Genomic DNA, 24,809 nt, shown 5'->3' with positions numbered 1-24,809 from the left:
TCGCGCGGTTAGCTGCGGAACATCTGCGTGGTGGTGGAGAGCATCTGGTCGGCGGCGGTGACGACCTTCGAGTTCATCTCGTAGGCGCGCTGCGCGGCGATCAGGGACGAGATCTCCGTGACGGCGTTCACGTTCGCCTCCTCCAGGTAGCTCTGCTGGAGGTTGCCGAAGCCGTCGGCGCCCGGCAGGCCGCTGATCGCCTGCCCGGAGGCGGCGGTCTCGACGAACAGGTTGTCGCCGATCGACTCGAGGCCGACCTTGTTGACGAAGCGCGAGAGCTGGAACTGGCCCAGCGCCTGCGGCGCCGTCTGGCCCGGGATGTTCGCCTGCACGACGCCCGTGGCGCTGATCGTCACGGACGTCGCGTTCTGCGGCACGGTGATCGCCGGATCGAGCAGGTAGCCGTCGCGGGTGACGAGCTGGCCCTGGGCCGAGAGGTCGAAGGAGCCGTCGCGGGAATAGGCGGTGCGGCCGTCCGGCAGCGTCACCCGGAAGAATCCGTCGCCGCGGATCGCGACGTCGTAATCCTTCTCGGTCGAGGACAGCGTCCCCTGCGACATCACCCGGGCCGTGGAGGTGGTCTTCACGCCCGAGCCGAGGCTGAGGCCCGCCGGGAGCTGGGTGTTCTGCTGCGAGGTCGAGGCGCCGGCCCGGCGCATGTTCTGGTAGAGCAGATCCTGGAAGTGCACCTGCTGGCGCTTGTAGCCGGTGGTGCGCAGGTTCGCGATGTTGTTGGAGATGACCTGGACGTTGAGTTCCTGGGCCGCCATGCCGGTGGCGGCGGAGTAGAGGGCGCGCATCGGTCAGGCCTCCTCAGGCGACGTCGGCGAGGCGGCGGATCGCCGTGCCCCGCAGGTCGTCGAGGCGCGAGATCATGCTCGACACCATGGCGTAGGTCCGGTTCACGTCCATGAGCCGGGTCATCTCGATCACCGGGCGGACGTTGGAGCGCTCCAGCGACTCGGGTTCCAGGCGCCCGTCGATCCCGGCGGGGCGGGCGGGCTCCGGCGAGGCGTAGAGGTTGGTCCCCTCGTTGGTCAGCCGCTGCGGGTTGGCGAAGGTGACGAGCTTGATCCGCCCGCGGATGCCGAGGTTGGTCGACACGGTGCCGTCGGGGCCGATGGCGAGGCCGGTCTCCTGCGGGTTGATGCTGATCGGGCCGCCCTCGCCCACGACCTTGTAGCCGTCGCTGGTGACGAGCGTGCCCTGCGCGTCGAGCTCGAAGGCGCCGTTCCGGGTGTAGCGCTCGCCCTGGGGCGACTGCACGGCGATGAAGGCCGCGCCCTTGACCGCCACGTTGAGCGGGTTGCCGGTCTGCTCGATCGGGCCCTGCCCGAGGTCGAGGCTGGTGCCCTGGTCGATGACGTAGGACAGGCGCCGGTCGGGCCGGGCGAACGAATCCGCGCTCGCCACCGGCATCAGGTATTCCTCGAAGCGAGTGCTCCGCGCCTTGAAGCCCGTGGTCGAGACGTTCGCCATGTTGTTGGCGATCACGTCCAGCTCCCGCTGGAGCGCCATCTGGCTCGACACGCCGACGAAGAGGGCATTCTGCATCGTGGACTCTGGGACTCGCGGGCCGCGGAGGCGGCAACGATCCATTCAGCATCCGCTGTGCCAAACCCGTCTGCGGCAAATTTTAGCGGTGTGACAGGGACTTGGTTAGCGACGCTCGCGTGTCGCGGCGGCGCGGGGGCTGCGCCGCGGCAAACCTGACCCGGCAGGAATTGCCTCCTTAACGGCGCGTTAACCGTGATGCTCCGATATCCAGGTGTACCTGGCGCGCGGTCTCCCGCGAGAGAGCATTATTCCATGGCCAAGACGCCGAAAAAGGCTTCCGCCGAGGACGGCGAGGCCAAAGCCGAGGGCGCCCCGAAGGGCAAGAAGAAGCTCATGATCATGGTGGCCCTCGCGGTCCTGATCGCGGGCGGCGGCGCGGGCGCCTTCCTGATGATGCGCGGCGGCGGCCAGGGCGACGGCAAGGAAGCCGCGCAGGGCGGCGGCCATGGCGGCGGGCACGGCGACGCCAAGGGCGCCGGCCCGGACGCCAAGAAGGCCGTGGTCTTCGTCGACGTGCGCGAGATGCTCCTCAACCTCTCTCCCGAGCTGCCCCAGGACAAGGCCAAGTACGCGAAGGTCCGGATCTCGCTGGAGCTGAAGGACGCCAAGGTCGAGGAGGAGGTGAAGCCCCTGATGCCGCGGGTCGAGGACGCGCTGCAGGTCTACATGCGCGAGCTGCGCGCGAGCGACATCACCAACTCGATGGGCCTGTTCCGGCTGCGCGAGGAGCTTCTGCGCCGGATCAACATCGCCCTGTACCCCGCCAAGGTCGACGCGGTGCTGTTCAAGGACGTGATCGTCCAGTGAGCGCGCCCGCGACCCCGTCCCGTCCATCGCGCGCCGCGCCGCGCCGGGCCCCGATCGAGCACGCCTGATGGAACCCGAGGACGAACTCCCCGAGGACGACTGGTCGGCAGCCCTCCTGGAGCAGGGGGCCGAGGGCGGCGACACGTCGCTGGCCGAGGAGTGGGGCGCGGCGCTCGCCGAGCAGGGCACCACGCGCAACGCGGGCGACGTCGCCGCCGAATGGGCGACGATGATCGAGGACGGGGAGAGCGACAACCTCCCCGAGCTCGCCGGCAACGACCGGGTGCTCAACCAGGACGAGATCGACGGCGTCCTCGGCTTCTCCATGCGCGAGCTCTCGGCCTCCGGGGCCGGGGGCGTGCAGGCCATCGTCGATTCGGGCGTCGTCCAGTACGAACGCCTGCCGATGCTGGAGATCGTCTTCGACCGGATGATCCGGTTGCTGTCGACCTCCCTGCGCAACCTGTTCCAGGACAACGTCGAGGTGACCCTCGACAACATCACCTCGGTGCGCTTCGGCGATTACCTGAACGCGATCCCGCTGCCGACGCTGCTGGGCGTGTTCCGGGCCGAGCAGTGGGAGAATTCCGGCCTCGTCACGGTCGACTCGAACCTCGCCTACGCGACCTTCGACCTGCTGCTCGGCGGCAAGCGCGGCGGCTCGTCGAGCCGCCTCGACGGCCGGCCCTTCACCGCCATCGAGATGACGCTGGTGCGCCGCCTCGTCGAGATCGTGCTGGGCGATCTCGAGATGTCGTTCCAGCCGCTCTCGCCCGTGAGCTTCGGCATCGACCGGATCGAGACCAACCCCCGCTTCGCCACCATCACGCGGCCCGGCAACGCCGCGATCCTGATCAGCCTGCGCCTCGATGTCGACGGGCGCGGCGGCATGCTGCAGATCCTGTTCCCGTACGCGACGATCGAGCCGATCCGGGAGCTGCTGACCCAGAGCTTCATGGGCGAGAAGCTCGGCCGCGACCACGTCTGGGAGGGCCATCTCGCCACCGAGATCTGGCAGGCCGACGTGACCATGGACGCGGTGCTGCACGAGATGATGCTGCCGCTGAAGCAGGTCATGAGCCTGAAGGTCGGCGAGACGCTGATGTTCGAGGCCAAGCCCTCGGACCTCATCACCGTGCGCTGCGGCGACTGGGCGCTGACGCAGGGGCGGATCGGCCGGGTCGACGGCCACATCGCCGTCCAGGTCACCCGGCCGCTGCGCCGCTCGCGCACGACGATCCAGGCCTACGAGGCCTCGATGAACAACCGCTCGGACAATTAGTGCCGATGAGGGTCCGGTCATGAGTCTCTTCGTCACCCTCGCGGCCGACATCCTGGTCGCCGTCCTCCTGGCGGCGACCATCGTCACGTCCCTCCGGCTCTCGCGCCGCATCGGCCAGATGAAGGGCGACGAGGCCGCCCTCCGCCAGACCATCGGCGACCTGATGGTCGCGACCGGCACGGCCGAGCGGGCCATCGCGGGCCTGCGGGCGGCGATCGACGAGGGCGACCGCACCCTGAACGCGAGCCTGGAGACCGCCACGATCCGCGCCGGCGAGCTGCGGCTGCAGGTCGAGGCCGGCGAGGGCGTGATCACCCGCATCGGGGCCATCGTGGCGCAGATGCGCGCCGTGCCGGTCCGTCCCGAGCCCGCGCCCGAGCCGAGGCCCGCGCCGCAGGCGGTCCCCGAGCCGACGCGCGCGCCGGAGATCCCGGCCGAGCGCCGGCCGGAGCACGCCAGTCCGAACGGGGAGCGCCTCGGCGTGGCGGCCGCGGCGGCGCTCGCCATGAGCGAGCGCGCCCTCGCCCGCGTCCGGGCGCGCGCCGCGTGACCGGGGTCAAGGCCCCGAAGATCCCGCCGCCGAAGCCGGATCCCGAGGAGCGGATACGCCGCGCCGCGACGCCCGAGCGGCGCGCGCGCCGGAAGCCCGTCCGGCAGTTTCGGCTGCGCCTCATCGACGCCGTGGCGCTCGCGGCCGGTGGGCTGCTCGTGCTCAAGCTGCTCAGCCTGCTGCAGGCCGGCCTGCCGGAGAGCGCGGCGCTGCCGGATTACGGGCGCGCGGTCGCCCGGGCGCGCACCGGCTTCGAGCCCTTCGATCCGGTGACGACCGGTTCGGTGGGCGCCAAGGAGGCGCCGGCAGCCGCGCCCGAGCAGCCGTCGGCCCCTCCCCTGGCCCCGGCCCAGTCCGCACCGCCCGCGGCCGGGAGCTCGGCCTCGCCCACCGAGCGCCTGCTCCTGGAGAAGCTCGGTGCCCGGCGCGACGCCCTGCGTCAGAAGAGCGACGAGCTCGAGCTGCGCGAGAAGATGCTGGGCGAGGCCGAGCGCAAGCTCGAGACCGGGCTCGGCGACCTCAAGAAGGCCGAGGACAAGGTCGACGCCGTCGCGAAGGCGAAGGAGGATGCCGAGAAGCAGGCCCTGAAGAACATCGTCACGATGTACGAGGCGATGAAGCCCAAGGACGCCGCCCGGGTCTTCGACCGGCTCGGGCTCGACGTGCTGGTCCCGATCGTGCTGGCCATGAACCCCCGCAAGATGTCCGAGGTCCTGGCGGTGATGCAGCCCGAGACCGCCGAGCGCCTGACCGTCGCCCTCGCCAACCGCGCCCGCGGCGCGGCCGGACCGCAGGCCCAGGCGGGAACGGGGCTCCCGGCGAACGAGCTGCCGGCGATCGATCCCGGGGCGCCGCTGCGCTAGGTCCGGGCCCGGCCGGACGCAGGGCCGACCTTCCGGGACCGCCGGCCGGCCCGTCCGGCCGCGTCGTGCCGGCCCGCCCCGTGCGGCGTCCGAGCGGGCTAGGGTCCGGGGCCGGGCGCGCTATAAGGGGTCCATGTCAGAGGCCGATCCCCAGCCGCTCCTCGCCGTCGAGGACCTCTCCGTGGCGTTCCGCGCGCGGGAGGGCGAGACCGTGGCGGTCGACGGCGTCTCCTTCACCATCCGCCGCGGCGAGACCGTCGCGCTCGTGGGCGAATCGGGGTCCGGCAAGTCGGTGACCGCGCTGGCGATCCTGCGCCTCCTCGACCCCGCGGCCCGCCAGGACGGGCGGATCCTGTTCGCGGGCCGCGACCTCGCGCGGCTGCCCGAGCGGGCGATGCGGGACGTGCGCGGCGCCGACATCACCATGGTGTTCCAGGAGCCGATGACCTCGTTGAACCCGCTCCACACGATCGAGCGGCAGATCGGCGAGGTGCTCGGCCTGCACCGCGGCCTCGCCGGCAAGGCGGCGCGCCGGCGGATCCTGGAGCTTCTGGAGCTCGTAGGGCTGCGCGATGCCGAGCGGCGCATGGGCGCCTACCCGCACGAGCTCTCCGGCGGCCAGCGCCAGCGCGTGATGATCGCTATGGCCCTCGCCTGCGAGCCGGACCTCCTGGTCGCCGACGAGCCGACCACGGCCCTCGACGTGACCGTGCAGGCGCAGATCCTGGCGCTGCTCGCCGACCTGCAGAAGCGCCTCGGCATGGCGATGCTGTTCATCACCCACGATCTCGGCATCGTCGAGCGGATCGCCGACCGCGTCTGCGTGATGCTGAAGGGCAAGATCGTGGAGGCCGGCGCCACCAAGGCCGTCTTCGCGGATCCGCAGCACGCGTACACGCGCCGCCTGATCGCCTCCGAGCCGAAGGGCCGGGCCAACCCCGTCCCGGCCGACGCCGCCCCGCTCCTGGAGGCCGGCCCCCTGAAGGTCTGGTTCCCGCTGAAGTCGGGCCTGCTCCGGCGCGCCACCGGCCACGTCAGGGCCGTGGACGGCGTCTCCCTGCGGGTCCGGACCGGCGAGACCGTCGGCGTCGTCGGCGAGTCCGGCTCGGGCAAGACAACCCTCGGCCTCGCCCTCCTGCGGCTCACGGGCTCGGAGGGCCCGATCGTCTTCCTCGGCAAGGCAATCGACGGCTACGGCGCGGCGCAGATGCGCCCGCTGCGGAAGGACATGCAGGTGGTCTTCCAGGATCCCTACGGCTCCCTGTCGCCGCGCATGTCGGTGGCCGACATCGTCGCCGAGGGACTGGTGGTCCAGGGCACGGCGCGCTCCCGAGCGGAGCGCCGGGCCGTGGTCGCCAAGGCGCTCACCGATGTCGGGCTCGATCCGGCCGCCATGGACCGCTACCCGCACGAGTTCTCCGGCGGCCAGCGCCAGCGCATCGCCATCGCGCGGGCGATGGTGCTCAATCCCCGCTTCGTCGTCCTCGACGAGCCGACCTCGGCCCTCGACCGCTCGGTCCAGGCGCAGATCGTGACCCTGCTGCGCGACCTCCAGCGCGAGCGCGGCCTCGCCTACCTGTTCATCAGCCACGACCTGAAGGTGGTGCGGGCGCTCGCCAACTACGTGATCGTCATGCAGAACGGCCGCGTGGTCGAGGAGGGCGCCGCGGAGACGATCTTCGCGAACCCCCAGACGCCTTACACCCGCGCCCTGTTCAAGGCCGCCTTCGCCCTCGAGAGCGACGCCCCCGCCGAGCTGGAGCCCGCCTGACCGTGGCGCGGGCGCTCATCATCGTCCTCGATTCCGTGGGCATCGGCGGGGCCCCGGACGCGGACACGTATGGCGATGCCGGGTCCGACACGCTGGGGCACATCGCCGAGCGCTGCGCGGAGGGCCGCGGCGACCGGGCGGGGCTGCGCGCGGGCCCCCTGCGCCTGCCCCACCTCGCCGAACTCGGGCTCGGCCTGGCCGCCGCCGGGGCCTCGGGCCGGATCCCGCCGCACCTCGCCCCGGCCGGCCCGCCGCGCGGCGCCTACGGCCACGCGGTGGAGACGGCCGCCGGCAAGGACACGCCCTCCGGCCACTGGGAGATCGCCGGCCTGCCCCTGACCGAGCCCTGGGGGCATTTCCCCGATACCCGGCCGGCTTTCCCACCGGAGCTGGTCCGCGCGCTCGTCGCCGAGGGCGGCCTCCCGGGCATCCTGGGCGACTGCCACGCGCCCGGGGTCGCGATCATCGACGCGCTGGGCGCCGAGCATCTCCGGACCGGCCGGCCGGTCTGCTACACCTCGGCCGACAGCGTGTTCCAGATCGCCGCCCACGAGGAGGCGTTCGGGCTGGAGCGGCTCTACGACCTGTGCCGGGTGGCGCGCCGCCTGTGCGACCCCTACCGCGTCTGCCGGGTGATCGCCCGGCCCTTCATCGGCGCGCCGGAGACCGGCTTCCGCCGGACCGGCAACCGCAAGGATCTCGCCGTCGCCCCGCCCGGGCGCACGCTGCTCGACCGCGCCGAGGCGGCCGGCCGCGCGGTCGTGAGCGTCGGCAAGATCGGCGACATCTTCGCACACCGCGCCACCGGGCGCGAGATCAGGCCGGGCCCGAACGCGGCCTGCGTGACGGCGGGGCTCGACGCGCTGGCGACGCTGCCGGAGGGCGGCCTGATCTTCGTCAACCTCGTCGATTTCGACACGGAGCACGGCCACCGTCGCGACGTGCCGGGCTACGCCGCGGAGCTGGAGGCGTTCGACGCGCGGATCCCCGAGATCCTGGCGGCGCTGGCACCGGGCGACCTCGCGGTGATCACGGCCGACCACGGCAACGATCCGACCTGGACCGGGACCGACCACACCCGCGAGCAGGTCCCGGTGCTGGCCTTCGGCCCCGGCGTGGCCGGCCGGCCGATCGGCCGACGGGAGACCTTCGCGGATATCGGCGCCACCGTGGCGGCCCGTCTCGGCCTCGCCTGGGACGGGGCCGGAACACCGTTCCTGTAGGGAGGACACGACGTGCGGGACGACGACGACCGGCCGCGCAAGGCCGTGGCCCACGAGATCGGGCAGCCCCTCGACACGCTCTCGCTCGGGGATCTCGACGAGCGCGTCGCGCTCCTGCGCGCCGAGATCGCCCGGCTCGAGGCGGCGCGGGCCGCCAAGCAGGCGGCGCAGGGCGCGGCCGACGCGTTCTTCAAGCGGGGCTGAGGCTTGGACCGGCGCGAAACCCTCGCCGCCCTGCGGCGCGGCGATCTCGGCGGCGCGCGCGAGCTGCGGCTGCCCGACGGCCTGACGGAGGTGCCGCGCGAGGTCTTCGCCCTCGCCGACACCCTCGAGGTGCTGGATCTCGGCCGGGGCAGCCTCACCGACCTGCCGGACGATCTCGGCCGCCTCCACCGCCTGCGCGTGCTGTTCTGCTCCGGCAACCCGTTCCCGCGCCTGCCGCCGGTGCTCGGCGCCTGCCCGGCGCTGAGCCAGCTGGGCTTCCGCGGCTGCGGCATCCGCGAGGTCCCGGCGGAGTCGCTGCCGCGCGACCTGCGCTGGCTGACCCTGACCGACAACGCGATCGCGGAGCTGCCCGCCGCCCTCGGCGAGCGGCCGCGCCTGCAGAAGCTGATGCTGGCGGGCAACCGGCTCACGGCGCTGCCCGACAGCCTGTCGGGGGCGGGCGACCTCGAGCTGATCCGGCTCGCCTGCAACCGTCTCGCCGCGCTGCCGCCGTGGCTCGCACGCCTGCCCCGCCTCGCCTGGATCGCCTACGCCGGCAACCCCGCCGAGCCGGCGACGGCGCCGGTGGCGGCCCCTGCGGTGCCGTGGACGGACCTGACCCTCGGCGACCTGCTCGGCGAGGGCGCCTCGGGGCGCGTCCACCGGGCGCGGTGGCGGGGACCGGCCGGCGGGGAGGACGTGGCCCTGAAGCTGTTCAAGGGCGCGATGACCAGCGACGGCCTGCCCGAGCGGGAGATGGAGGCCTGCCTTGCCGCCGGGACGCACCCGGCCCTCACGGGCGCGCTCGGCCGGCTCGAGGGCCATCCCGACGGTGCCCGCGGCCTGCTGCTCCGGCTCCTGCCGGCGCACTGGCGCGCGCTCGCCGGGCCGCCGAGCCTCGCGAGCTGCAGCCGCGACGTCTACGACCCGGACCTGCGCCTCGGCGCCGACACGGTCCTGCGGATCGCCCGCGCCGTGGCCGAGGCGGTGGCGCACCTGCACGGGCGGGGCCTGCTGCACGGCGACGTCTACGCCCACAACACGCTCTGGGATGCCGGGACCGGCGCGGCCGTGCTCAGCGATTTCGGGGCGGCCTCGGCCCTGCCGGACGGGCCGCAAGGCGCGGCGCTGGCGCGGGTCGAGGTCCGCGCCGTCGGCATCCTGATCGGCGAGCTGCTCGACCGCTGCGCGGCGCCGCCGGACTCCCTGCGCGCCCTGGCGCGGGCCTGCACCGGGCCGGATCCCGACGGGCGGCCGGGCCTCGGGGCGGTGATCGCCGAGATCGGGCGGCTCCAGGCCTGATCGCGCGGCCTCGACCGGTGCCGGGAGCGGTCCGCTGTCTCAGTCGGGGATATCGCCCTGCCCGCGCGCGATCACGGCGAACAGGTCGCCGAGGGCCGCGAGGCTCGCGGCCTGGAGCTGGGCCGCCGGCACCACGGCGCCGTCCGGCCCGGGCAGGTCCCGCGTCGCCGTGGCGGCCGCCACGACGGTGGGGCGGAATCCGAGGTTGAAGGCGCTCCGGGCGGTGGAGTTGACGCACATATGCGTCATGAAGCCCGCCAGGACGACGTCCTTCACGCCGGTCTGCTCGAGCCGCGCCTGGAGGTCGGTGCCCACGAAGGAGCTCGGATAGGCCTTGGTGATCACCGGCTCGTCGCCCTGCGGCGCCACCTCCGGGCTGATCTGGCCGATCGGGGCGGTCACGTCGTAGGGCGAGCCCGGCCCGGCATCGTGGCGGACATGGATCACCGGGATCCCGGCCTCGCGCGCCCGTCGCAGGAGCGCCGCCGCCTCGCGGAGCGCGGGCTCGACGCCGTCGAGCCGCATCACGCCCTCCCGGTAGGTCTGCTGCAGGTCGATCATCACGAGCGCCGAGCCCCTGAGCGGGGCCGGCGCCGGGCTCAGGCCTGACAGGCCGCGCAGGGTTGCCGGATCGGACATCGACGGTTCCTCCCGTGGGGCCGCGTCGGAGGCGGCTCTCTGAGCCCGGGACGCTACGACGGCGCGGCCCGGTCGCGCCAGTGTGCAAAGGTGCAACGCTCGTGCGCCGGCGCCGGATGTTCCCCCAGGAAGGTTGGCCGTGCGGATTGATCCTACCCCGCGCGTCGCTACATGCGCGGCGTGACCGCCCCGCCCCTGCGCCTCGGCGCGCTGCTCATCGCCCTCGCCTGCGCGCAGCCGGCCGCGGCCGCCCCGTCCGAGGGGGCGACCGAGACCGTCGAGCAGGCCCTGTGCCGCCTCATCGACGACTCGGCCAAGGCCCGCGGCCTGCCGGTGCCGTTCCTGACGCGCCTGATCTGGCGCGAGAGCAGTTTTCGCGTCGGGGTGGTGAGCCCGGCCGGCGCGCAGGGCGTCGCGCAGTTCATGCCCGGGACCGCCCGGGAGCGCGGCCTCCTCGACCCGTTCGATCCCGAGCAGGCGATCCCGCACGCGGCCCACCTGCTCGCCGACCTGAGGACCCAGTTCGGCAATCTGGGCCTCGCCGCCGCGGCCTATAACGGCGGCGCCGCGCGGGTGAGCAAGTGGCTCGCCGGCGACGGCGGCCTGCCCGCCGAGACGCGGGCCTACGTGGCCAACATCACGGGCCAGCCGGTGGACGACTGGCGGACCGGCCCCGGCAAGGCGATCGAGTTCCCGGAGGGCGGCGCGCCCGCCACGTCCGACGGCAGGTCCGACAGCAAGTCCGAGGCGAAGGGTGAGAAGGACGCGACGGACCAGAAGGAGGCCAAGAGGGAGACCAAGCCGGAAGCGCCGCAGACCTGCCTGCAGGTCACCGCCAGCCTGCGCGTCCCGTCGCGCGGCGACCGCTTCGCCCTCGGCCTCAACGAGGGGCCGGCCGCCCCCTGGGGCATCCAGCTCGCCGGCAACTTCTCCAAGGCTCTGGCGCTGCAGAGCTTCAACCGCGCGCGGAGCGCCTACGCCGGGGTGATCGGCGAGGTGCGGCCGATGATCATCGGCACGCGCCTGCGCAACCGCGGGACCCGCGCCTTCTACCGGATCCGCATCCCGGCGCAGAGCCGGCAGGCGGCCGACGACCTGTGCGGCCGCATCCGCAAGGTCGGCGGCGCCTGCTTCGTGCTGCGGACCTGATTTTTCGTGCTCCGCCCCGAGAGCGTCATCAATCCGCCCCGAGGGCGGTGCGGTATGGCCCGGTCGGGACAACCGGATGGGATATGACACGTCTCCTCACCGCGCTCGCTAGCCTCCTCTGCCTCGGGCTCGCCGCGTTCGGCTTCACCGCTGCCTCGCCGCTCGCGCTGTTCGACGCGATCGGCCCGCGCGATCCGGGGGGGCGGCTCGCCGCGAAGGACCAGCCCTTCGGCGAGGGTCCGCGGCGGCGGCTCGACGTCTACGTTCCCACCGCGGGCGCCGAGAACGCGCCGGTCCTGGTGTTCTTCTACGGCGGCTCCTGGCAGAGCGGCGCCAAGGACGACTACGCCTTCGTCGGGCACGCCCTCGCGGCGCAGGGCTTCGTCACGGTGCTGCCCGATTACCGGCTCTACCCGGAGGCGCCGTTCCCCGGCTTCCTCGAGGACGGCGCCGAGGCCATCGCGTGGGTGCGCGACAACATCGCCGGATACGGCGGCGACCCGCGCCGCATCGTGCTCGCCGGCCACTCGGCGGGCGCCTACAACGCCGTGATGCTCGGCCTCGACCCGCGCTACGTGATCGCCGCCGGGGTCGATCCCAAGGTGATCAAGGCCGTCGCCGGCCTGTCCGGCCCCTACGACTTCCTGCCGTTCGACCAGGACACCACCGTCAAGGTGTTCGGCAAGGCGCCCGATCCGGAGGCCACGCAGCCCGTCGCCTTCGTGGGCCCGCTCTCGCCCCCCGCCTTCCTGGCGACCGGCGACGCCGACACCGTGGTGAAGCCGCGGCACACGGTCAGCCTCGCCGCCAAGCTGCGGGCCGAGCACGTCCCGGTCCAGGAGCGGCTCTACCCGGGCCTCGACCACAAGGACACGCTGCTGGCGCTGTCCGTCACCTTCCGCTCGAAGGCGCCGGAACTGGCCGAGATGGCGTCCTTCCTGATGCGGCAATCCGCCGGCCGCTCGCAGTACACGATGCGGCGCTGACCCCGCCGGCATCGCGTCAAGGTTATCGCGCGATCGCGGGGTGCAACATCTGATTTTCCATCGCCCCGCACCTGCGGGCCGCTAGAATGGTCCTGGCCGCGCGGCGCGGCCTCGCGGTGGGACGGCATGGCTTCTGCGGACGCGGCGATCGGGATCCCGGCCGACGGGCGGCAGCGCGGCGTCGCGGGCCGCGACGTGCCGGACGTTCTGCGCGTGCTCCTGAACGGCGCCGTCTTCGTCCTGCTCTGGAACCACGTCTGGCTGAAGGACCTGTCCGACCGGTCGATGCTCGCGGCCTCCGAGGACGGCAGCCTGCTGACGCAGATCCTGTTCCTCAGCGCCGGCGCCGCCATGGCGGCGGCGATCCACCGGATCGGCGTGCGCCACCTCCGCCCCCTGGTGACCCGCCCCCTCGTGCTCTGCGCCCTCTGGCTCGGGGCGACGGCGCTGCTCTCCGTCGAGCCGAGCCTGTCGCTGCGGCGGCTCGCGCTCTTCGCCATCGCGGCGATGCTCTCGGCGGGCGTGCTGATCGTGGCCCGCTCGCCCCGCCAGCTGGCGCTGACCATGGCCGGGTCCGCCCTGGTCATCGTGCTCGCCTCCTACCTCGCGGTCGCCTTCGTGCCGAACCTCGCGATCCACTCGGCCTTCGACGTCAATTCCGATCCGAGCCACCCGGGCCTCTGGCGCGGGATCTTCCCGCAGAAGAACGAGGCCGGTGCCGCCATGGTGATCCTGGTGATCGTGGGCCTCTACGTCGCCAGGGTGGCGAGCCGCGTCCTCGGCTGGGCGATCGTGCTCCTGGCGGCCGGGTTCCTGGTGGCGAGCGGCTCCAAGACCGCGATCCTGCTCCTGCCGGTGATCCTCGCCGTGACCGGCCTGTGCCAGGTCCTGACCGGCGGATTCCTGCGCCGCCTGCTGCTCCTCGGCCCGGTGATCGGGTTCTCGCTGATCTCGATCGGCTCGGTGCTGGCGCCGCCGATCCAGGAGGCGGTGGGCTCGCTGCTCACCGACGCGACCTTCACGGGCCGCAGCGAGATCTGGCAGTTCGCCATCGACAACATCGCGATCCGGCCCTGGCGCGGCTGGGGGATCGGCGCCTTCTGGATGACTGAGCGGACCATGTATGCCGGCTCCGAGGCGCTGACCTGGGTCAACACCGTCGACCACGCCCACAACGCCTATCTCGACACCGCGCTGATCGGCGGCCTGCCGTTCCTCGCCCTAACCGTGGTGGCCTTCGTGCTCGCCCCGGTGCGCGACCTGCAGCGCGTGGCCGGCGGGACGCGCCTCGACGCGGAGACCATGCTGTTCCTGAGGCTGTGGTTCCTCGGGCTGGTTTCGGCCTCCTTCGAGACGGTGCTCTACAACGGCAACAACGCCACCTGCTGCATGTTCATGATGGCAGTGTTCGGCCTGCGCCTGCGCACCCGCTACGCCGTCGCGGCGGGCTGAAGCGCCCCGGGCGCCCGGACATCACGCGCCGGCCGCGGAAGGCCGCGCGTCGTGAGCGTACCCGTCCCGGCCTGCCTCCTCGAACGTCTCCGGCCACCGTCCGCGAGGCTTCTGTCCGGTAGCGGACGGCAACAACTTGTCCGGGAATTTGTTGGTCGGTATTCGCGCGGAGATTCTGCATGCCTGGCAGGGCTCGTTTCGCTTGGACCGACGTGACGTTCGCGCTGGGCGCGAGTGCCCTGTGCGCGCTGTCCCTCTTCGTGGCCCACTAGCCAAGGGGCCGCGCCGGGGCGTCCCGTCCCGCCGCAGCGTCGAGAGTCCCGCGCGCCGCGACATCCGTCCGCGCTGTGGGCCGGCCGCGGTCAATCGGGCAGTGCGAAGACCAGCAGCGCGTCGCCGGTGCCGAAGCCCGACGCCCTGGTGAACGAGGCGCCGCCCGCCGCCACCGCGACGTACTGCTTGCCGTCCAGCGCGTAGGTCATCGCCGGCCCGCTGATGCCGGCCCCGCACTGGAAGCGCCAGAGAATCCGGCCGTCCCGCGCGTCGTGGGCGTCGAGATGGCCGTCCTCCTCGCCCGAGAAGACGAGCCCGCCGGCGGTCGCCAGGGTGCCCCCGGAGAGGCGGCTCGCGCCGCGCACCGACCACGCGATCCGGCCGCCGTCCGCGAGATCGACGGCCGTGAGCGTGCTGAAGGACGGCTCGCCCCTGGCCTCCCCGGTCTCCGTGTAGCGGATTTCCGGACGCCCCGCGGCGGCCGGCACGGTCTTCACCGTGTAGGTCGTCGCCCCGTGGCGGACCTGCACGTAGGCGCGCGTCCCGTCATAGGCGGTGGGCGGCCACGAGACCGCGCCGAGCGGGCCGGGCGCCACCACGGTGCCCTGCGGGGTCGGCGGCGCGAACAGGTTCTTCTGCTCGATCAGCGGGGCCGAGCGCGCGAGCAGCTTCCCCGTGGCGCGGTCGTGGACGTAGATCCAGCCGGTCTTGCTCGCCGAGGCCACCGCCCTGGCGCCGCCCGGCATGTCCAGCAGGAAGGGCGGCGCGGCGACGTCGTAGCCCCACTCGTCGTGTGGCACCTGCTGGAAGTACCAGCGCAGCTTCCCGGTCTTCACGTCGAGGGCGACGAGGCACATCGTGTAGAGATTGTCCCCCGGGCGCGACAGGCCGAAATTCTGCGGCGCCGGGTTGCCGGTGCCGAGGAAGATCAGGCCGAGATCGGGGTCGTAGGCGGGCGTCATCCAGAGGGAGCCGCCGCCCACCCGCCAGGCGTCGCGGTTGGCGGGGGCCGCCGCCTTCTCGGCGGCGATGTCGCGGTGGAGCGGCGTGCCGTCGGCGGTCTTCTCCACGAAGCCGCCCTCCCAGCCCTCCGAGGGCGTCACGTACCAGCGCCATCGTTCCTCGCCGGTCCTCGCGTCGTAGGCCGCGAGCCAGCCGCGCCGCCCGTATCCGCCCTCGATGCCGACCACCGAGCCGCCGTCGAGGCCGCCCGCCTCGTCCTCGATGTGGAGGCCGTAGCCGGCGCCGGTGACGCCGACGATGACGAGCCCGTCGGCGACGAGCGGCGGCATCTTGAAGCCGAGGCGGCTCGAACCCTGGACGGGCTTGCCGCCGAGGGTCGCGGCGAGGCCCGAGGCGGTCTCGGTCTCGCCCTCCTCCGGGCGCACCGCCTCCTTCTCCCAGACGATCCGGCCGGTCCTGGCGTCCAGGGCGATGAGCTGCCCGTCCATGGTCGCCTCGAAGACGAGGCCCCCCGACACCGCGACCCCGCGGTTGGAGGGCGGGCCGAAGATCTTCTCGGTGCGCGGCTTGTGGATGTAGGTCCAGAGGGGCTTCCCGGTCTTCGCGTCGAGGGCGGCGACGTTGTTCTGCGTCGTGGAGACGTAGAGGGTGCCGTCCACCATCACCGGCTGGGCCTGGAAGTAGCCGGTGACCCCGGTCTGGAAGATCCAGGCGGGACGCAGCCGGCCGACCGTGTCGCGGTTGATCTGGGTCAGCTCGGAGAAGTTGCGGTTGCTCGGGTCGTGCCCGAAGGCCGGCCAGGGCGTCTCGGCGGCGGAGGCCGTACCGAGGGAGGCGGTTCCGGCAAGGCAGGCCAGCAGGGCGGCCCCGATCCATCGCGACAAGGTCGTGCTCCCGTGTGCGGCGCCTGTCGCGCCCGAACAGGTCTTCTCGCGACGCGGCCTCACGCCTGTCGCCGGGGCGCCCCGTCGAGCTGCGCCGGCGTCGCCTGGGCGCCCATCGCCCGGGCCATGTCGGCGGCGCTCTGGCCGGAGGCGTCGCGGCGATCCGGGTCGGCGCCGTGCTGCAGGAGCAGGTCGACCATCTCGGTGCGGTCGAACATGGCGGCGGTCATCAGCGCGGTGCGGGTGCCGTCGCCGGTCCCGTCCACCGCGGCCCCGTGCAGGAGCAGGAGCTGCGCGACGGCGAGGTCGTTCTTGAAGGCCGCGCCGGCGAGCGGCGTCTGGCCGCGGTCGTTGGCGAGTTCCGGGTCGCCGCCGGCCTCCAAGATCACCCGGGCGGCCTCCGCCTGACCGTTATAGGCGGCGAGCATCAGCAGGCTGTCGCCCTTGTCGTTGCGCAGGTTCGCCGGCAGCCCCTGCCCGAACAGGTCGGCGAGCTCCTCGGCGTGACCCATCCGCGCGTACTGGAAGACCCGGCCCGCGAAGGCCAGGGTCTCGTCGTCGAGGGTCGGGGGCGGGTTGGTCTCTGAGGCCATCGCGTGCTCGTCACTCATCGCGGCTGATCTGGGCCGCTGCGGCATCGACGTCCAGCGGCCGGGGGAACAGTTTCGTCGCCCGGCTCGTTCCAGCCGCCTATCCGGGCCAGGCCCGGCGTCTCCGGAGCGCGACGATGCCCCGACCGTTTGAGCCCTACGCCGACGCGCTGCGCACCGCCCGCGAGATCGTGCGCGAGCAGGCGGGGACCGTCGTCGAGGCGGCGGTCCGCGCGGATTCCCACGCCTACGACGAGGCCTGCCACGTCCTCGTGGTCCGGATCGCGCAGGCCATCGTCGATGCCGGCGAGGCCGGGTCGGGACAAGGCCTCGGCCGCGGCAGCGAGGCCGCCTGAGGTCCCGGCGGCCGGGTCAGCCCCGCCGTCGCCCACCGCCGCCCTTGTACTTGGGCTTCTGACCGCCGAGCCCCTGCGTCGAGCGCGGCTTCGGCCGCTCCTGCCAGACCGGCGCCGCGCCGCCCACCGGCAGCTCCCGGTCCGTCCCCGGGCCCATATTGTCGAGGTCGGGCCTGGCGATGCGGCTGCCCCCGCGCGGCGGCTTCCGGCCGAACTTGCCGGCCTCGCGCTCCACGTCGCCCTGCCGGGCCATCGGGTCGTCGGAGACCAGCAGCTCGGTCGCCTGGAGCCGCTTGAGCTCGTCGCGCAGCCGCGCCGCCTCCTCGAAGTCGAGGTCGGCGGCGGCCGCCCGCATGCGCTTCTCGAGGTCCGCCATCACGGCCTTGAGATTGTGGCCGACCGTGATCGCGTCCTTGGCGAGCCCGGTATCGACCTGCACGTGGTCGCGCTCGAACACGCTGCTCAGGATGTCGGCGATGCCGCGCTTCACGCTCTGCGGCGTGATCCCGTGCTCCGCGTTGTAGGCGAGCTGCTTGGCGCGCCGGCGCTCGGTCTCGGCCATCGCCCGCTCCATCGAGCCGGTGATGGTGTCCGCATACAGGATGCAGCGCGCGTCGGCGTTGCGGGCGGCGCGGCCGATGGTCTGGATCAGCGAGGTCTCCGAGCGGAGGAAGCCCTCCTTGTCGGCATCGAGGATCGCCACCAGGGCGCATTCCGGGATGTCGAGGCCCTCGCGCAGCAGGTTGATGCCGATCAAGACGTCGAAGGCGCCGAGCCGCAGGTCGCGGATGATCTCGATCCGCTCCAGCGTGTCGATGTCGGAGTGCATGTAGCGCACCCGCACGCTGTTCTCGTGCAGGTACTCGGTGAGGTCCTCGGCCATGCGCTTGGTGAGCGTGGTGACGAGGGTCCGGTAGCCGGCCTGCGCCACCTCCCGGACCTCGCCCAGCAGGTCGTCCACCTGGCTGCGGGCCGGGCGCACCTCGATCACCGGGTCGACCAGGCCGGTCGGGCGGATGACCTGCTCGGCGAAGACGCCGCCGGTCTGCTCCATCTCCCACTTGCCGGGCGTCGCCGAGACGTGGACCGTCATCGGCCGCATCGCGTCCCACTCCTCGAAGCGCAGCGGTCGGTTGTCGAGGCAGGAGGGCAGCCGGAAGCCGTACTCCGCGAGCGTCGCCTTCCGGCGGAAGTCGCCCCGGTACATGCCGCCGATCTGCGGCACGGTGACGTGGCTCTCGTCGGTGAAGACCAGGGCGTTGTCGGGCAGGTACTCGAACAGGGTCGGCGGCGGCTCGCCCGGCTTCCGGCCGGTGAGGTAGCGCGAGTAGTTCTCGATGCCGTTGCAGGCGCCGGTCGCCTCGATCATCTCGATGTCGAAGGTGCAGCGCTGGTCGATGCGCTGCGCCTCGATGAGGCGGCCCATCTTGGTCAGCTCCTCGATCCGGCTGTTCAGCTCGTGCTTGATGCCCTTGATCGCCTGCTGCAGCGTCGGGCGCGGCGTGACGTAGTGCGAGTTGGCGTAGACCTTCACGAACTTCAGCTCGGAGATGGTCTTGCCGGTGAGCGGGTCGAACTCGACGATGCTCTCGACCTCGTCGCCGAACAGGCCGATCCGCCAGCCGCGATCCTCCAAGTGGGCCGGCCACAGCTCGATCGAGTCGCCGCGCACCCGGAAGGTGCCGCGGGCGAAGTCGGACTGGATCCGCTTGTACTGCAGGGCCACGAGGTCGGCGATGAGCTGGCGCTGCTCGATCCGCTCGCCGAGCGAGACCGTGAACGACATCGCCGTGTAGGTCTCGACCGAGCCGATGCCGTAGATGCACGAGACCGAGGCGACGATGATGACGTCGTCCCGCTCCAGCAGGGCGCGGGTCGCGGCGTGGCGCATCCGGTCGATCTGCTCGTTGATCGAGGATTCTTTCTCGATGAACGTGTCGGAGCGCGGGACGTAGGCCTCGGGCTGGTAGTAGTCGTAGTAGGAGACGAAGTACTCGACCGCGTTGTCGGGGAAAAAAGCCTTGAACTCCCCGTAGAGCTGCGCCGCCAGCGTCTTGTTGGGCGCGAGGATCAGCGCCGGGCGCTGCGTCTCCTCGATGATCTTGGCCATCGTGAAGGTTTTGCCCGAGCCGGTGACGCCGAGCAGCACCTGGTCGCGCTCCAGCGCCTGCACGCCGCCGACGAGCTCGGCGATCGCCCGGGGCTGGTCGCCGGCCGGCGTGAATTCCGACTTGAGCGTGAACCGGACGCCACCCTCGGATTTCTGCGGCCGCTCCGGCCGGTGGGGCGTCCAGGTCTTGCCGTCCTTGAACAGCGGGTTGCCCTCGGTGAGCAGCCGCTCCAGCGCGCTCACCGTCGCCGAGGCGCCGCCGTCGCCGCCGGGATCCGGCAGCTCGGCGCCCTCCGGCGCGGGGCCGTCCTCGGGCGGCGTCAGGCCGAGCGCCTGCGCCAGACGGGGGTCGACATCGGCCGCGTCGCCGAGCGCGTAGCCGGCCTGGGGCGCCTCCGCGAAGCCGTCGCGGGCGATCTCGGCCCTCCGGGTCGCGGCCGCGGGCACCCCGTCCTTCGGGTTGCCCTTCCTGCCCCCCGCCTTGCGGCCCGGCCGTGCCGGCGCCTCGGGGGGCGACTCGACGGTGGCCGGACGGTTCCGGTTGAGCGCCGGGTTCAGAAGCTCCGCCAGATAGGTGTCCAGGGGCTTCAGCTCGGGCTTCGACGCCTTGGCGGACGTGGCCGTCACGGAGGCGGCGCGCGGTTTCTTCGGTGCGGGCATGAGAACAATATGGGCCCGGATCGCGCTCCGAGAAACCCTGCGCGGGTGCGGTTTGACGGCTTTCGTCCGCCGCCGGCCATGCCGAGGACCGGCCGCGGAGCGCCGTGGCGTTCCACTAAAGACGGTGTGGCGAATACAACCGATAGGTAGAATTCACCCGGGGGCGAACTCGACCGCGGTCCCGGATGCTGAGAAGATCGGCATGCGCGCGCGGAAATCGGCTTGCGGTGGGCCGACCCCGTCGATACTTTGCGGTGCAAAGTGGGATGTGCGGCATGCTGCGGCCGGGGGCTTGAGGCACATGCAGGACCTGGACAAGGCGCTGGCCGACATCGTGGCCATCCGCTCGCAGATCGCCCGCGACACGGCGTTCCGCGGCTTGGGCGCGGCGACGGTCGCCGGGACCGGCGGCCTCGCGCTCGCCTGCGCGGCGGGGCAGGCGCTGTGGCTCGGCGATCCCGCGGCGCGGCCGGGCCTGTTCTTCGGCCTCTGGATCGCGGCGGCCCTCGCGGCCTTCGCGATGATCGGCGTCGAGGCGGTCCGGCGCAGCCGGCGCCTGCATTCCGGCCTCGCCGACGCGATGGTGTGGAACGCCATCGAGGTGTTCCTGCCGGCCGCGGGCGCGGGGGCCTGCCTCGCCCTGGTCATCGCCCGCTTCGCGCCCGGCGAGGTCTGGATGCTGCCGGGTCTCTGGCAGGTTCTGGTCGGCCTCGGCCTCTTCGCCTCGGCGCGGATCCTGCCCCGGGCGGTCCAGGGCGTCGGGGCCTGGTACCTGCTCGCCGGCCTCGCCGTCCTGGCGGTCTCGGCCGAGACGCGGGCCCTGTCGCCCTGGACGATGGGCCTGCCCTTCCTGATCGGCCAGGCGTGGCTGGCCGGGATCATCCATCACGGGGCCCGGGCCTTCGATGACGACCGCTGACCGTTCCGAGGGGCGCTTCTCCTACGAGGGGCTCGACAGGATCATCCACGAGCGGGCGCGCCTGAGCGTGCTGACCTCCCTGGTGGCGCACCCGAAGGGGCTGCCCTTCCCGGATCTCAAGCGGCTGTGCGGGCTCACCGACGGCAATCTCAGCCGCCACCTGGCCGTTCTGAGCGAGGCGGATCTGGTGAGCCTCGAGAAGCGCTTCGCGCAGAATCGGTCGCAGACGATCTGCCGCCTCACGGCGGTCGGGCGTCGGCGCTTCATCGGCTATCTCGGCGTGCTGGAGCAGGTGGTGCGCGACGCTGCGGAGGCGGCCGAGCGCGGCCCCGAGTCCGGTGTCCGCGGCCTCGATCCGGCCACGAAAACGGCGTGAGACCGCCCGTCCCGCCGGGAATGTTAATCCCGTTTCGATAGACCTCTACGCCACGCCCATGCCGGGAGACTTTACGATGCAAAGCGAAGCGGTGCCGGGAGCCCTGCACGCCGCGATCATCATGGACGGCAACGGGCGCTGGGCGACGCAGCGCGGCCTGCCGCGGCTGGCCGGCCACCACCGGGGCGTCGAGGCGATCCGCCGCACCGCCGAGGCGTGCCCGGATCACGGCATCGGCACGCTCACGCTGTACGCCTTCTCGGCGGATAACTGGCAGCGGCCGGCCGAGGAAGTCGGCGGCCTGATGCGGCTCCTGCGCTCGTACCTGCGCAACGAGACCCAGCGCCTCGCCCGCACCGGCACCCGTCTCAGCGTCGTCGGTCGGCGCGACCGTCTGCCCGACGGCATCCCCCAGGCGATCGCGGCCGCCGAGGCCGCCACGGCGGCGGGGACCCGGCTGCATCTGCGGATCTGCGTCGACTACTCGGCCCGCGACGCGATCATCGCGGCGGCGCAGCGCCTCGCCGGCGAGGAGCCGACGCGCGAGAGCTTCGGCAAGCTGGTGGCCGGTCCGATGCACGGCTCGCCGGTGGATGTCGACCTGCTGATCCGCACCGGCGGCGAGCGCCGCCTCTCCGACTTCATGCTGTGGGAGGCGGCCTACGCCGAGCTGCTGTTCACCGAGCGGATGTGGCCCGATTTCGGACCCGACGATCTCGCCGAGGCCGTGGCCGAGTTCGGCCGCCGGGAGCGCCGGTTCGGCGGCCTGAAGGCGCCGGCCGTCCCGGCCGCCGCCTGAGGCGGCTTGACGCGCGCGCGCCGGCGCGCAGAGGGTCGGCGGCATGACCGAGACCCTCGCCCATCGCCGCGTCCTCCTCGTCATCGGCGGCGGCATCGCGGCCTACAAGGCCCTCGACCTGATCCGGCGGCTGCGCGAGCGGGGCGCCAGCGTCTGCCCGGTCCTGACCGCGGGGGCGCGGGAATTCGTGACGCCGCTGGCGGCGGCCGCGCTCGCCGGTGAGCGGGCGCATACCGACCTGTTCGACCGCGCCTCCGAGGCCGAGATCGGCCACATCAAGCTCGCCCGTCAGGCCGATGCCGTGGTGGTGGCGCCCGCGACCGCCAACCTGATGGCCCGCATGGCCGGCGGTCACGCGGCCGACCTCGCGACCACGGTCCTGCTGGCCACAACCCTGCCGATCCTGATCGCGCCGGCCATGAACGTCCAGATGTGGGCGCACCCCGCCACCCGCCGGAACCGCGCGGTCCTGGAGGGCGACGGCGTCCGGATCGTCGGGCCGAATGCCGGCCGGATGGCCGAGCCCGAATCCGGGCCCGGCCGGATGGCCGAGCCCAACGAGATCGCCGACGCGCTGGAGCGGATGCTCGGCGCGCCGGCGGGGGACAGACCCCTGGCCGGCCGGCGCGTGCTCGTGACCTCGGGCCCCACCCACGAGCCGATCGACCCCGTCCGCTACATCGCCAACCGCTCCTCGGGCCGCCAGGGCCACGCCATCGCGGCCGCCGCCGCCGCGGCCGGCGCCGCCGTGACCCTGGTCTCCGGGCCGGTGGCGCTCCCCGACCCGCCGGGCGTCGCCGTCGTGCGGGTCGAGACCGCCCGGCAGATGCTGGCCGCCGTCGAGGCGGCGCTGCCGGCCGACATCGCGGTCTTCGCCGCCGCGGTCGCCGACTGGCGCCCGGAGCAGGAGGCGGGCAGCAAGAAGATCAAGAAGGACGGCGCCGGGCCGGCGCCGATGCCGCTGGTCGAGAACCCCGACATCCTCGCCACGATCGCGCGCCGGCCGGCCGGGCGCCCGCCCCTCGTGGTCGGGTTCGCGGCCGAGACCGACACGGTGGTCGAGCACGCCCGGGCGAAGATCGCCCGGAAGGGCTGCGACCTCATCGTGGCCAACGACGTGTCGGCCGAGGGCGGCGTCATGGGCGGCATCGACAACACGGTGCACCTGATCCGGCGGGACGGCGCCGTGGAGACCTGGCCGCGCCTCGGCAAGGACGAGGTCGCCCGGCGGCTCGTCGCCCATTTCGCCGCGCTTCTGGCCGGCTGACGCGGCGCAGCTCGAGAGGGACGCGAGACCCCTCGGACGGCGCGCCGTTCCGAGCGTGAGTGTCGTTGCACACAGGGAAGATAGAAGTGTTTCTGCAAAAAATCCGCGTCCGATCGATTGGTGACTGAGAATATCTGCGCTTGTGCCCGACCATTATCCGGTCGTTTGGCAGATAAATAGTTCGGAAGGGGAAATTTTAAGACAGTTCGGTGCCTGAGTGTGCCCGCATTGTCCCGGCTGTGCGGGGAAAAACTTGTTATGATCTGGTATGCCCGGCCGATCGGGCGACCGGAGCCGAGGCACGATGCGCGTAGGGGACCTGTCCATCCGGACGACCATGAGCCTCGTCCTCGTCGTCATGGCCACGATCATGCTCGGCTTCGCGACGGGCACCGTGCGGGAGGCGCGGCAGCACGCCGCCGAGGCCGAGCGGGTCATCGCGCTGGTGCGGGCGAGCCGCGCCCTCCTCCAGACGCTGAACGTGACCCGGTTCGAGCGGGGCGCGACGCTGCAGTTCCTCGCCGCCGCCGAGCCCGTCGAGGCCGAGACCCGCGCGTCGCTCTACGCCGACCGGCAGCGGGCCATCGCGGGGCTCGCCGCGGCCCGGCCGCTCCTCGACGGTCTGGAAATGCCCGCCGTGGCGGCGACCCTCGGCCGGCTGCACGAGGCGAGCGGCCGCCTCGATCGCCTCCGGCCGCGGGTCGACGCCGCCCTGGACGTGCCGGGCGCGCGTCGCGACGGCGCGGTGACGGCGGAGGCCAGGGCCGCCCTCCAGGCCATGCTCGATGCCCTGATCGCCACGAGCGACGCCGTGGACGCCGCGATCCCGCTGTCCGACGGGCTCCTCCGGCGCGACCTCGCCCTGAAGCGGGCGGCGTGGGCGACGCGCATGGCCAACGGCGCCGTCGCGCTGCGCGTGCAGACATCCCTGGCGGCCGGCGCGTCCTGGTCGCTGGACGAGACCGTCGCGGCCGCCGAGGAGCGGGGACGGCTCGACGCGGCCTGGAACGCGGCGATCGAGGCCGCGGCCGAGGCGTCCGGGACGGTCCAGGCCGCGTTCCGGCGAGCCCGGGAGAACAATTTCGAGGGCGCCCCCCTCGCCCGCCGGCGCGCCGTGGCGCAGGCCCTGGCTCGCGGCGCGCCGCCGGGCCTGACGCTCGCCCAGGCGCGCAAGCTCGACACGCCCGAACAGGTGACCCTCGTCGACCTCGCCTTCGTCTGCCTCGACGAGATGGTCGCGCGGGCCGAGGCCCTGTCCGGCGCGGCGCGGAGCACCCTGTGGCGCGACGGGGCGGCCCTGGTCGCGACCCTGCTGCTCGTCGCCCTCGGGCTGCTCGCCCTGTTCCGCGGCGTGCTCCGGCCGATCCGGCGGATCACCGCGGCCATGGAGGCCCTCGCGGCCGGGGATTCCGCCGTTGCCGTCCCGGGCCTCCGGCGGCGCAACGAGATCGGCGCCATGGCGGCGGCCGTGCAGGTGTTCAAGGACAACCTGATCCGCACCCGGCAGCTCGAGGCCGAGGCCGAGGCGGCCCGGCAGGACGCGGCGCGTCAGCGCGGCCTCGCGATGCGGCAGGTCGCCGACCGGTTCGCCGACGCCGTCGGCGGGATCGTCGCGCAGGTCTCGACCGCGGCGGTCGGCCTGCAGGCCACGGCCCGCGGCATGACGGAGACCGCGGCCGAGACCGCGGGGCAGTCGACCACCGTCGCGGCCGCGGCCGAGGAGGCGGYCAGCAACGTCGGCACCGTGGCGGCGGCGGCCGAGGAACTCGGCGCCTCCGTGCAGGAGATCGGCCGGCAGGTCGACGGCTCGGCCGGCCTCGCGCGGGC

23 protein-coding genes are annotated in these 24,809 nt (G+C 73.0%); 17 read left to right on the top strand and 6 right to left on the bottom strand.

Annotated elements, in window-relative coordinates:
* Nucleotides 1-8: 8 nt before the first annotated feature.
* Nucleotides 9-800 (bottom strand): flagellar basal-body rod protein FlgG, encoded by a 792-nt coding sequence (flgG, locus tag ASG32_RS10505; protein WP_020093629.1) that lies wholly within the window; start codon nucleotides 798-800, stop codon nucleotides 9-11.
* Between the two features lie 13 nt (nucleotides 801-813).
* A complete protein-coding gene (gene flgF / locus ASG32_RS10500) occupies nucleotides 814-1,554 on the bottom strand; it encodes a flagellar basal-body rod protein FlgF (protein ID WP_056525462.1) in 741 nt (246 codons plus the stop codon).
* Nucleotides 1,555-1,809: 255 nt separating this feature from the next.
* Between flgF and fliL the strand changes: the two genes are divergently transcribed.
* The 8 genes from fliL to ASG32_RS10460 all read left to right on the top strand — a co-directional run bounded on the left by fliL (nucleotide 1,810) and on the right by ASG32_RS10460 (nucleotide 9,559).
* Complete coding sequence (fliL, locus tag ASG32_RS10495; protein ID WP_020093627.1) at nucleotides 1,810-2,364, top strand: flagellar basal body-associated protein FliL; 555 nt, start codon at nucleotides 1,810-1,812, stop codon at nucleotides 2,362-2,364.
* A 64-nt stretch (nucleotides 2,365-2,428) separates the two neighbouring features.
* Nucleotides 2,429-3,646: a flagellar motor switch protein FliM gene (gene fliM / locus ASG32_RS10490; RefSeq protein WP_091681367.1), complete on the top strand. Its 1,218-nt coding sequence runs from the start codon at nucleotides 2,429-2,431 to the stop codon at nucleotides 3,644-3,646.
* Between the two features lie 19 nt (nucleotides 3,647-3,665).
* The gene (locus tag ASG32_RS10485) at nucleotides 3,666-4,196 is read left to right on the top strand and encodes a DUF6468 domain-containing protein (RefSeq protein ID WP_020093625.1); all 531 of its coding nucleotides are present in this window, start codon (nucleotides 3,666-3,668) and stop codon (nucleotides 4,194-4,196) included.
* 53 nt (nucleotides 4,197-4,249) lie between these two features.
* Nucleotides 4,250-5,059, top strand: coding sequence for a hypothetical protein (locus ASG32_RS10480; RefSeq protein WP_051123755.1), 810 nt, complete (start codon nucleotides 4,250-4,252; stop codon nucleotides 5,057-5,059).
* Nucleotides 5,060-5,192: 133 nt separating this feature from the next.
* Entirely contained in the window at nucleotides 5,193-6,830 is a 1,638-nt protein-coding gene (locus ASG32_RS10475) for an ABC transporter ATP-binding protein (RefSeq protein ID WP_056525459.1), read from the top strand.
* Nucleotides 6,831-6,832: 2 nt separating this feature from the next.
* On the top strand, nucleotides 6,833-8,053 hold the full coding sequence (locus tag ASG32_RS10470; RefSeq protein ID WP_056525456.1) for a phosphopentomutase: 1,221 nt from the start codon (nucleotides 6,833-6,835) through the stop codon (nucleotides 8,051-8,053).
* A gap of 12 nt (nucleotides 8,054-8,065) precedes the next feature.
* On the top strand, nucleotides 8,066-8,257 hold the full coding sequence (locus tag ASG32_RS10465; protein ID WP_012317818.1) for a DUF1192 domain-containing protein: 192 nt from the start codon (nucleotides 8,066-8,068) through the stop codon (nucleotides 8,255-8,257).
* A gap of 3 nt (nucleotides 8,258-8,260) precedes the next feature.
* Complete coding sequence (locus ASG32_RS10460; protein WP_056525454.1) at nucleotides 8,261-9,559, top strand: leucine-rich repeat-containing protein kinase family protein; 1,299 nt, start codon at nucleotides 8,261-8,263, stop codon at nucleotides 9,557-9,559.
* 39 nt (nucleotides 9,560-9,598) lie between these two features.
* Here ASG32_RS10460 and ASG32_RS10455 read toward each other — a convergent pair whose 3' ends face one another.
* Nucleotides 9,599-10,198: a cysteine hydrolase family protein gene (locus ASG32_RS10455; protein ID WP_056525451.1), complete on the bottom strand. Its 600-nt coding sequence runs from the start codon at nucleotides 10,196-10,198 to the stop codon at nucleotides 9,599-9,601.
* A 171-nt stretch (nucleotides 10,199-10,369) separates the two neighbouring features.
* Here ASG32_RS10455 and ASG32_RS10450 point away from each other — a divergent pair, with 171 nt between their 5' ends.
* From ASG32_RS10450 to ASG32_RS10440, 3 genes are all read left to right on the top strand, one after another.
* Complete coding sequence (locus tag ASG32_RS10450; protein ID WP_056525449.1) at nucleotides 10,370-11,347, top strand: lytic transglycosylase domain-containing protein; 978 nt, start codon at nucleotides 10,370-10,372, stop codon at nucleotides 11,345-11,347.
* Nucleotides 11,348-11,430: 83 nt separating this feature from the next.
* Entirely contained in the window at nucleotides 11,431-12,333 is a 903-nt protein-coding gene (locus ASG32_RS10445; RefSeq protein ID WP_042674716.1) for an alpha/beta hydrolase, read from the top strand.
* Nucleotides 12,334-12,459: 126 nt separating this feature from the next.
* Nucleotides 12,460-13,785 (top strand): O-antigen ligase, encoded by a 1,326-nt coding sequence (locus ASG32_RS10440; RefSeq protein WP_056525445.1) that lies wholly within the window; start codon nucleotides 12,460-12,462, stop codon nucleotides 13,783-13,785.
* Nucleotides 13,786-14,147: 362 nt separating this feature from the next.
* Here ASG32_RS10440 and ASG32_RS10435 read toward each other — a convergent pair whose 3' ends face one another.
* Nucleotides 14,148-15,881, bottom strand: a complete 1,734-nt coding sequence (locus tag ASG32_RS10435) for a PQQ-binding-like beta-propeller repeat protein (RefSeq protein ID WP_244491904.1) — start codon at nucleotides 15,879-15,881, stop codon at nucleotides 14,148-14,150.
* 83 nt (nucleotides 15,882-15,964) lie between these two features.
* A complete protein-coding gene (locus ASG32_RS10430; RefSeq protein WP_056525434.1) occupies nucleotides 15,965-16,498 on the bottom strand; it encodes an ankyrin repeat domain-containing protein in 534 nt (177 codons plus the stop codon).
* A gap of 134 nt (nucleotides 16,499-16,632) precedes the next feature.
* Between ASG32_RS10430 and ASG32_RS10425 the strand changes: the two genes are divergently transcribed.
* A complete protein-coding gene (locus ASG32_RS10425; RefSeq protein WP_020093614.1) occupies nucleotides 16,633-16,851 on the top strand; it encodes a hypothetical protein in 219 nt (72 codons plus the stop codon).
* Nucleotides 16,852-16,867: 16 nt separating this feature from the next.
* On the opposite strand, the gene uvrB is transcribed toward ASG32_RS10425, so the two are convergent.
* Nucleotides 16,868-19,621 carry an excinuclease ABC subunit UvrB gene (gene uvrB / locus ASG32_RS10420; RefSeq protein ID WP_056525431.1) on the bottom strand — a complete coding sequence of 918 codons (2,754 nt, stop codon included), beginning with the start codon at nucleotides 19,619-19,621 and terminating at the stop codon, nucleotides 16,868-16,870.
* 301 nt (nucleotides 19,622-19,922) lie between these two features.
* On the opposite strand from uvrB, the gene ASG32_RS10415 reads away from it, so the two are divergent.
* From ASG32_RS10415 to ASG32_RS10395, 5 genes are all read left to right on the top strand, one after another.
* A complete protein-coding gene (locus ASG32_RS10415; RefSeq protein WP_056525429.1) occupies nucleotides 19,923-20,540 on the top strand; it encodes a hypothetical protein in 618 nt (205 codons plus the stop codon).
* A complete protein-coding gene (locus ASG32_RS10410) occupies nucleotides 20,527-20,916 on the top strand; it encodes a transcriptional regulator (protein ID WP_020093611.1) in 390 nt (129 codons plus the stop codon). The genes ASG32_RS10415 and ASG32_RS10410 overlap by 14 nt, the downstream gene beginning before the upstream one ends.
* A gap of 76 nt (nucleotides 20,917-20,992) precedes the next feature.
* On the top strand, nucleotides 20,993-21,715 hold the full coding sequence (locus tag ASG32_RS10405) for a di-trans,poly-cis-decaprenylcistransferase (RefSeq protein ID WP_020093610.1): 723 nt from the start codon (nucleotides 20,993-20,995) through the stop codon (nucleotides 21,713-21,715).
* A gap of 43 nt (nucleotides 21,716-21,758) precedes the next feature.
* Complete coding sequence (coaBC, locus tag ASG32_RS10400) at nucleotides 21,759-22,982, top strand: bifunctional phosphopantothenoylcysteine decarboxylase/phosphopantothenate--cysteine ligase CoaBC (protein WP_056525422.1); 1,224 nt, start codon at nucleotides 21,759-21,761, stop codon at nucleotides 22,980-22,982.
* Between the two features lie 304 nt (nucleotides 22,983-23,286).
* The coding region (locus ASG32_RS10395; protein WP_244491902.1) for a HAMP domain-containing protein at nucleotides 23,287-24,809 on the top strand (1,523 nt) is incomplete at its 3' end.

Origin of the sequence: Methylobacterium sp. Leaf361 (assembly GCF_001424445.1) — a bacterium.
GTDB lineage: Bacteria > Pseudomonadota > Alphaproteobacteria > Rhizobiales > Beijerinckiaceae > Methylobacterium.
The sequence above is the reverse complement of the archived record's forward strand: the minus strand, read 5'-3'. Positions and strand labels throughout refer to the sequence as shown.